The organism is Paenibacillus allorhizoplanae (assembly GCF_927798215.1).
GTDB classification, from domain to species: Bacteria; Bacillota; Bacilli; order Paenibacillales; family NBRC-103111; genus Paenibacillus_E; species Paenibacillus_E allorhizoplanae.
The window spans coordinates 196,289-202,819 of the sequence record NZ_CAKMMW010000013.1 but is presented as its reverse complement, the minus strand read 5'-3'; the positions used below and the strand labels follow the sequence as shown (position 1 = coordinate 202,819).

Sequence of the window (6,531 nt, the reverse complement as noted above, 5' to 3'; positions counted from 1 at the left end):
ATTATTAAGTAAGAATAATTTATTTTATTTGAAAGATTAATCTTATTAGTTAGTGATGATTTATATTGATTTTTTTATTTATGGATTATTAGAGAATTGTTGTTAGTGTGATGAAGAGTTACTTCAACCTTGCTTCCTATACCATAGGAATAATGTGTTGGGAATCCTTCTAGGCCACCAAAAACGGAGCTGGTGAGCTTTTTTGAATATCCTATTCGGATGCGACCTGAGTAGGTCTAAAGAAATAAGAATAGCGTTGTTACCTGAGTAACGCACAGGGGAATTAAAAAAAATTCGTTTTAAACTTACTTGATCAGACCACCACTCACAATGACATGTGAACTACTAAATATTCAAAAGGTAGTAGGGAATCAAGGGTTAGCGAAATCTCAAACAAAGACCATACAATATTCGATCATATGAATATTGGCTATATCATTGTTAATTTAAACAACTGATAAAGAGAGTCTAAGTTCATTCAGAACTTCAAGACAAAAATAACAAACAAATGACACGGGCATATCGCGAGACTCGGTATGCACCGCAAATGAAAAGTTATTCACTAATCCAAATTGGATAGGTCTGTAAAAAAGGACCAAAACAATAAATTGGATAAGTGTGTCAAAGTTCTGTTGAGATTTACGACAAACCATTTCTCCGCTTTTTGAATGTGTAGTAGTTTTTAGCATGTCATTTTTCTATTTCTTGAAGGGTGGTGGTTATCGAAAGTTTGGCGTAAATGTAATATCTGTACTTAAGTGATTTAACAAATGCACTACATAAATATTATTATCAACAGAGGGGAATGTTTCGAATGGAAAAAGGAACAGTAGAAAAACGTTTGGATGAGGACTATGTCAATCAGCTTGTAATGTTGAAAACTGGAGTAGATCTCTTTTCTCAAATGTTAGGTGCAACAATTGATTATGCAGATAATGACATGATTGAAAAATCTAAATCATTTTTCAAAAGCGCAACGCACCTCTTTTTCGAATTGCATGTTACTCCAGCGGTTGACAGCGTGACTCATAAAATTTAATGCACCATTTAAAACCAAAAGCTCCAGTGACCGGCCCTGAAGATAACTGAAATAAAACCAGAGCCCATAATTGACAAACCCAGACTCACCGTGTATTACTGCAGGAATCCCCTAACTGAATTTGGCCTGATTATGGCAATTCAGAGAACCTATGTTCGTGTATGCTTAGAATTAGCAAGCTTCTATAAGTCTATCATAGGCGTTAAAAGAATACATAACAGGGGATGAATTTAATTGCACAAAGGGAAGAAGATTAATGCAGAAATTAATTTTGAAAACGTAAATGTTCTTCAACTGCCACTTGGGAATATCTGCGGAATATATAGTGAGGTTGGCACTGGTAGTTACCAGATATTTCTTAATGATCTTGAGGAAGATCATGAGATTTGCGACACGACTTTATTTATGCTTATGAAACACCACAATAGCAGCAAAAAAGGTGCGACAAAGGTGTTAAGTATAAATGATTTATTAATTTAAGTTTTAGAAAAATTTTGCCATAAATCGGAAAAACTCACTAAGTAAATCTGCCCGTTACTTTAACGAAAACAGGGAGCAGTTGCCGCGGCAAACTGCTCCCTGTTTAATGTGCTATCGTTCCTCGTTACTTCAATAAAGTATAATTTCATTCTTTAAATTGATTCTTTCACCTGAATGAACGATGGGGATTAATTTCAACAATCTCATAGAACGTACGTTTATTTATTTCGAATCCACAACATGTACAAACTTCATGCATAGATTCAATTTTCATCATTTTGCTTCCACAATTCACACAAAAGAATCTTCCTGCTTCACTATTTTCAACTTTTGGTATCCGTACTTTAACATCTTTAGAATTATCTATTGCTACATTAAAAACTTTTTCCATATGCTTTGAAAAATAACTATCTCCAGCTTTGCAATATAACTCTTCATTATTAACTTTCAGTTCTTCTTTGCAATAAGGGCAATACATTTCTTAAACCTCCCTCACAATAATTTCTCGCCAGTCCCTCAGAGTTTAGTTGTTAATATCGGCAGTCTGTAGTCGGTTGAGCTATCGTTTCCGTTAGTTTAACGCCCTATAGGGGTCTTATTCCACAATTGAATAAATACGCTTGGACCATATTCTTGAGGATAGATCAAAATGGTAACCACCAATGTCAATACTAATATCAATATCCAAATAGCAGTTATTAGAGGCTGATTCAATCGATGAATAAAGGTTATTCCTATAATTATTAAGGCAGCGTTTATAACAAAAATAAACGGAAGTGCGATGATACTACCTAATCCTGTGTTTGGAAAATAGTTAAGTAAAAAGAAAATTAGAATTAAGCTTGGTATAAGAGCGACTAATACTTTAAATATATATTTCATCCTTATTGTCCTCTCACTTCAATAAAATAAGCAGGTTGCCTCAGCACCTGCCTATATATGTTATTATTCAACAAACGTTCCTCGTTAGTTTAATAAATAACTTTCAACTAAGTCGCAAAAATTTTGGTTTCCATGGATTTTAATAATAATGTCTAACTCATATTCGATTGATAACATCCAATCTTTAGCTTTTCCGATAAGCCCTGTATAGGAAGTACCGCCTTGTTTCGCACTGTTCTCAGTCAATAAGTAATACAAAGGGAATAACAAAAGTCTTTTATCTTCTTGGGAATCTAAATTATATGTACCTATACTTTCTACTATCCTTGCTATATTATCATGAACATTCACATTAAAATAATTGCATCTCTCGTCTAATCCAATTGTTCTACATCCTTTTAGCAATGCCATATTTAATTCTTCTCGGGAAAATTTTGCAGGATGGCAATTGTGAATGATGGAATGGATTGTGGTAAAATGCCCCCTTAAATCAACTGAATAGAGTACTTTATTTACGTCGAAATGGTTATCCTCAAGGAAATCTTCAGGAAAAATATCTTGCTCCAGCCATTTTTCGATTTCTTTAGATTCCTCAGTGTCTAATGCAGAAGCCAATCGCATAAAGCACCTCCCATTAAAATGGTATTACGCAGTCTCTGTAAATTTAACGGGAAATGAGGGTAAAAGTTGCGCTAAACTGCCCGTTAGCTTAATGACACATCGCTAGACTAATTAAGAAAAGTATAAATAAAAAAGGTGAGCCACAGGAGGCACACCTTTTGAATACATGGTTCTCAATACGGACATTTCTTGAAGATTGATGTATTCGAATTATATGCAAATCACTTTTTCCTCTTCGATTCCCCAAGTCTCTCTAAGAAAGTAACCTCCATAATACGTAATGAGTGAGCAATCATTGTATCATCGAGATCGCTGCTTTTCCTCAGTATTTCCTCCATGTCAATCATGAATTTTCTTCTCTTAACGTCATCCTCAGTAAGTGTTTCGTTTTTATTTATAGATGGTGTTGGATCATCAGTTAGCTCGAGTAAATAATCTGTACTTGTGTTTAATGCTTTTGCTAATCTACCAAGAACATTGCTTGGTGGAATGCTCACATTTCTTTCGTATGATGACAGGACGCCTCTTGTAACACCAACTGAATCTGCACATTGTTCTTGAAGCATATCAAGCCTGTCTCTACGCTCTTTAATTCGTTCTCCTAATGACATTATAATTCACCCTTTGCGTTATTATTTTTTATGTAATTATAAATTGCATAATTTTATATTGAACAATTTTAAATTCCGTGTTATATTCGATTTACGAATAGGACAGGAGGTGGAAAATGGAAAATCAAAAAGCACCTAGAAGGTCGAAGTCGGCACCCAAGAAGAGTGAGCGAGTACGTAAACCACGGCAATGGTTCAAGTCACTCCGTCTCGCTAAGGGCCTATCTCAAAGCAAGATGGCAAGTGAATTAGATGTATCTGTTGTTACACTCCGTTCGACAGAGAACGGAACTAACGATCCGAGCTTAATGATGTCGCATGTGTATGCTCTTTACCTGGGGGGAACTGTAGAAGAGGTATTCCCTGATGTTGTAGAAGAAGCGAAGATGTATTTTCAAAAGCTAAAGAAGAGTTTTAGTTAAACCATAATTATTTGTTACTGTCACGCAATTTATAATTACATTCTGATTATAATTTGATATTAAGAATATCGCAACACGGAACATTCGTTCCTGTATATTGCAACTTCCTTAGGAAGTGGTTTGTTTAATATGCCATCAAAGTCATTTTAAATTACATTAATAATTTCCATGTAATTATCTTTTGAAAAGGTGTGATGCAGTGAAGGAAAACTACATGCTCCATCTAATCGAACTACAGCGACAAGCTGCAAGAAAGAACCTCACCAAAGAATCAGTCATTGAGCAATTCACACTATTAATCGACGATGCCGATACAACAACACTCGAATTCATTTCATGCCAATTAACGCTGCTGCAATCATTCATGGGAAGCGGTGGTAAGGATGAGAGTAAAAATTAATGGCCGTGATATTGATCGGAATGACCGAGTTACTTTTGAAGCCTCGAATTACTCAGACAGCCAGGCGTATACAGTAATCCTTGTTGGAGTTGCTTTCATCTACATGATCGCTAAGGGAGGATTGTTCTCATGATTGGTATTCATGACATTCACCGTAAGCTGGCCGTAATTGTGCAAATGAACACGGATGAAGAAGGCATTCTACATATGGATTCAGTCACAATCATGCAAATCATTCCGCTGCTTAAGAAGAACTTCGAACTTGTCTGGAAACACGATGGCTTAAAGAACCTAGCTCTAGAGGCACAAGTCCTCGGTGATATGAGATGGGTCCAAGAAGTATGTGAGCAAATTGAAGAACTGGAATTACAAATGAGTTAAGGAGGAATAAGTACGATGACCGAACATCAATTGCGGCAAATCGTTAGAGAAGAACTAAAGCAGCTACTATCTGAAATGTTCGTCCCATCTGAACCCACTATCGCAAAGAAAGTAGAGATAGCAGCAAGGAACATTAGAACAGACATTTCCGCAACTCTTAACCAAATCGGTATTCCTGTAAATATCAAGGGTTACAAATTTCTGCGTGAAGCAATTTCAGAAGTGAGTCGGGATGAGTCACTGCTCGATAGCATGTCGAATCTATACAAGCAAATTGCTGAACGGTACAAAACGACTCCATCCAAGGTCGAGAGAGCGATGCGGCATGCTACTGAAATTTCATTTAATGCTGGTGGATTGTTGTACCTATTTCATGAAAAGCCAACGAACGGTAACTTTATCGGTTTGATGGCCGAGAAGTTCAGGGAGGTGCAGCCAGATGCAGAACATGATGGTCAGTGATGCTATCCATCTTAACCAGCTCCACAACATCTTAAACAGTGGACTTCTACATGAAGCTGATGCGGACATGATCGCGGGACAGCTTCAAGAAGCGAATGAGGCGTTCGGGTTGAGTGGGGTTACTACATATGCCGACTAATGTTAGTGCTCATCCAGAAGTCGCTAAAGCCGTATACGAAGCAGGCGGTAGATTAGGCAAATCGGGAACCAAACCATGGGCTTACTTCGACGGTGCAGATGCTGAGGAAAGAGCAAAGCCAGTGATTGAAGTGTTTAAACAGATTCACGGTTATGAGTGCAGTGATTACCATGCCAATGGTAGAGATGTTGGTTACGACTATGCGATTAGGTTGGATTAAAAACTAAATGAGAGTGAGGAAATTATAAATGAAAAATCAAGCATTGAACATCGCAAAACAAGCAGGAATGGCCTACGAGGTAGCAGTGGCTCGAGCCGGGTTGTCCGCGGTAAATCGCAAACCAATTTCCCTTAAAGAGGCTGAGGCACGTAAGAATAAGCGTCAATCCGTTCGTACTGCACGTCGCGCCAATCGGAGGTAATATGAACCTTCTAACATTCATTATCCTATCCCTTGCAGTATATCGACTAACGCATCTTCTGGTAATTGACAAGATTTTCGAACCAATAAGAAGATACTTCGTCATTCGTAATTTTGCGAGTAAACCATTTCCGACATATACCGTGCAGGGCGGTGTGCTCAGAAGATTTATAGGAAAGATGCTCGTCTGCCACTGGTGTTCTGGTATATGGGTGGCCGCTGTGATCGCTTTCGGCTTCTATAGACCCTTAGACATTAAAACATCTATAATCCTTACTTTTGCTCTCGCATCCGTTCAAAGCCTTATTGAAACTAAATGGATGAAGTCAGTGGGATACCCAGATATGGAAGAAGTCAAAAATCCATTAATTCAAACTGCAGAAGAGGATGATCCACTCAGCGCAGCACGAGGCATAATCAATGGAATTATCATTTCCTCATTATTCTGGGTAGCACTCGGCGTATTCATCGCTTACGTCCTATGAAAAATGAAGTGGCAAGCCTTTCGTTAATAGTATTTGTCCTCTACGTCCACCGAGAATACAGCACTACAGAGATTTCCGTTATGTTGTCCGTGAATGTTAGAACAGTTGCCTATCACTTAAAAAAAATTGAAGGAACGTGTAGGACTTTAAAAATTATGATACGCAAACAGCGGAAACTTAATCAGTTG

14 protein-coding genes are annotated in these 6,531 nt (G+C 37.5%); 11 read left to right on the top strand and 3 right to left on the bottom strand.

The annotated features are described in order from the left end of the window. Window positions 1-814 precede the first annotated feature (814 nt). Both L6I86_RS21185 and L6I86_RS21180 read left to right on the top strand, forming a co-directional pair. Window positions 815-1,039 (top strand): hypothetical protein, encoded by a 225-nt coding sequence (locus L6I86_RS21185; RefSeq protein ID WP_236290294.1) that lies wholly within the window; start codon window positions 815-817, stop codon window positions 1,037-1,039. 234 nt (window positions 1,040-1,273) lie between these two features. After that, entirely contained in the window at window positions 1,274-1,519 is a 246-nt protein-coding gene (locus tag L6I86_RS21180; protein WP_236290292.1) for a hypothetical protein, read from the top strand. 166 nt (window positions 1,520-1,685) lie between these two features. Here L6I86_RS21180 and L6I86_RS21175 read toward each other — a convergent pair whose 3' ends face one another. The 3 genes from L6I86_RS21175 to L6I86_RS21165 all read right to left on the bottom strand — a co-directional run bounded on the left by L6I86_RS21175 (window position 1,686) and on the right by L6I86_RS21165 (window position 3,633). Further along, window positions 1,686-1,997, bottom strand: coding sequence for a hypothetical protein (locus L6I86_RS21175; RefSeq protein WP_236290290.1), 312 nt, complete (start codon window positions 1,995-1,997; stop codon window positions 1,686-1,688). A 488-nt stretch (window positions 1,998-2,485) separates the two neighbouring features. Next, window positions 2,486-3,022, bottom strand: a complete 537-nt coding sequence (locus L6I86_RS21170) for a hypothetical protein (RefSeq protein ID WP_236290288.1) — start codon at window positions 3,020-3,022, stop codon at window positions 2,486-2,488. 221 nt (window positions 3,023-3,243) lie between these two features. Beyond that, window positions 3,244-3,633: a helix-turn-helix domain-containing protein gene (locus L6I86_RS21165; RefSeq protein WP_236290286.1), complete on the bottom strand. Its 390-nt coding sequence runs from the start codon at window positions 3,631-3,633 to the stop codon at window positions 3,244-3,246. Between the two features lie 116 nt (window positions 3,634-3,749). On the opposite strand from L6I86_RS21165, the gene L6I86_RS21160 reads away from it, so the two are divergent. The 9 genes from L6I86_RS21160 (at window position 3,750) to L6I86_RS21120 (ending at window position 6,343) form a co-directional block, all read left to right on the top strand. Then, window positions 3,750-4,055 carry a helix-turn-helix transcriptional regulator gene (locus L6I86_RS21160; RefSeq protein WP_236290285.1) on the top strand — a complete coding sequence of 102 codons (306 nt, stop codon included), beginning with the start codon at window positions 3,750-3,752 and terminating at the stop codon, window positions 4,053-4,055. Window positions 4,056-4,254: 199 nt separating this feature from the next. Then, a complete protein-coding gene (locus L6I86_RS21155) occupies window positions 4,255-4,455 on the top strand; it encodes a hypothetical protein (RefSeq protein WP_236290283.1) in 201 nt (66 codons plus the stop codon). Further along, a complete protein-coding gene (locus tag L6I86_RS21150) occupies window positions 4,439-4,588 on the top strand; it encodes a hypothetical protein (protein WP_236290281.1) in 150 nt (49 codons plus the stop codon). Before L6I86_RS21155 ends, L6I86_RS21150 begins: the two co-directional genes overlap by 17 nt. Beyond that, a complete protein-coding gene (locus tag L6I86_RS21145) occupies window positions 4,585-4,836 on the top strand; it encodes a DUF7667 family protein (protein WP_236290280.1) in 252 nt (83 codons plus the stop codon). The genes L6I86_RS21150 and L6I86_RS21145 overlap by 4 nt, the downstream gene beginning before the upstream one ends. A gap of 15 nt (window positions 4,837-4,851) precedes the next feature. Further along, the gene (locus L6I86_RS21140) at window positions 4,852-5,298 is read left to right on the top strand and encodes a sporulation initiation factor Spo0A C-terminal domain-containing protein (protein WP_236290278.1); all 447 of its coding nucleotides are present in this window, start codon (window positions 4,852-4,854) and stop codon (window positions 5,296-5,298) included. After that, on the top strand, window positions 5,276-5,437 hold the full coding sequence (locus tag L6I86_RS21135; RefSeq protein ID WP_236290276.1) for a hypothetical protein: 162 nt from the start codon (window positions 5,276-5,278) through the stop codon (window positions 5,435-5,437). Before L6I86_RS21140 ends, L6I86_RS21135 begins: the two co-directional genes overlap by 23 nt. Then, a complete protein-coding gene (locus L6I86_RS21130; protein ID WP_236290274.1) occupies window positions 5,427-5,657 on the top strand; it encodes a hypothetical protein in 231 nt (76 codons plus the stop codon). Before L6I86_RS21135 ends, L6I86_RS21130 begins: the two co-directional genes overlap by 11 nt. 28 nt (window positions 5,658-5,685) lie before the next feature. Further along, the gene (locus L6I86_RS21125; RefSeq protein WP_236290272.1) at window positions 5,686-5,859 is read left to right on the top strand and encodes a hypothetical protein; all 174 of its coding nucleotides are present in this window, start codon (window positions 5,686-5,688) and stop codon (window positions 5,857-5,859) included. Window position 5,860: 1 nt separating this feature from the next. Then, window positions 5,861-6,343 (top strand): DUF1360 domain-containing protein, encoded by a 483-nt coding sequence (locus L6I86_RS21120; protein ID WP_236290270.1) that lies wholly within the window; start codon window positions 5,861-5,863, stop codon window positions 6,341-6,343. The last annotated feature ends 188 nt before the right edge of the window (window positions 6,344-6,531 follow it).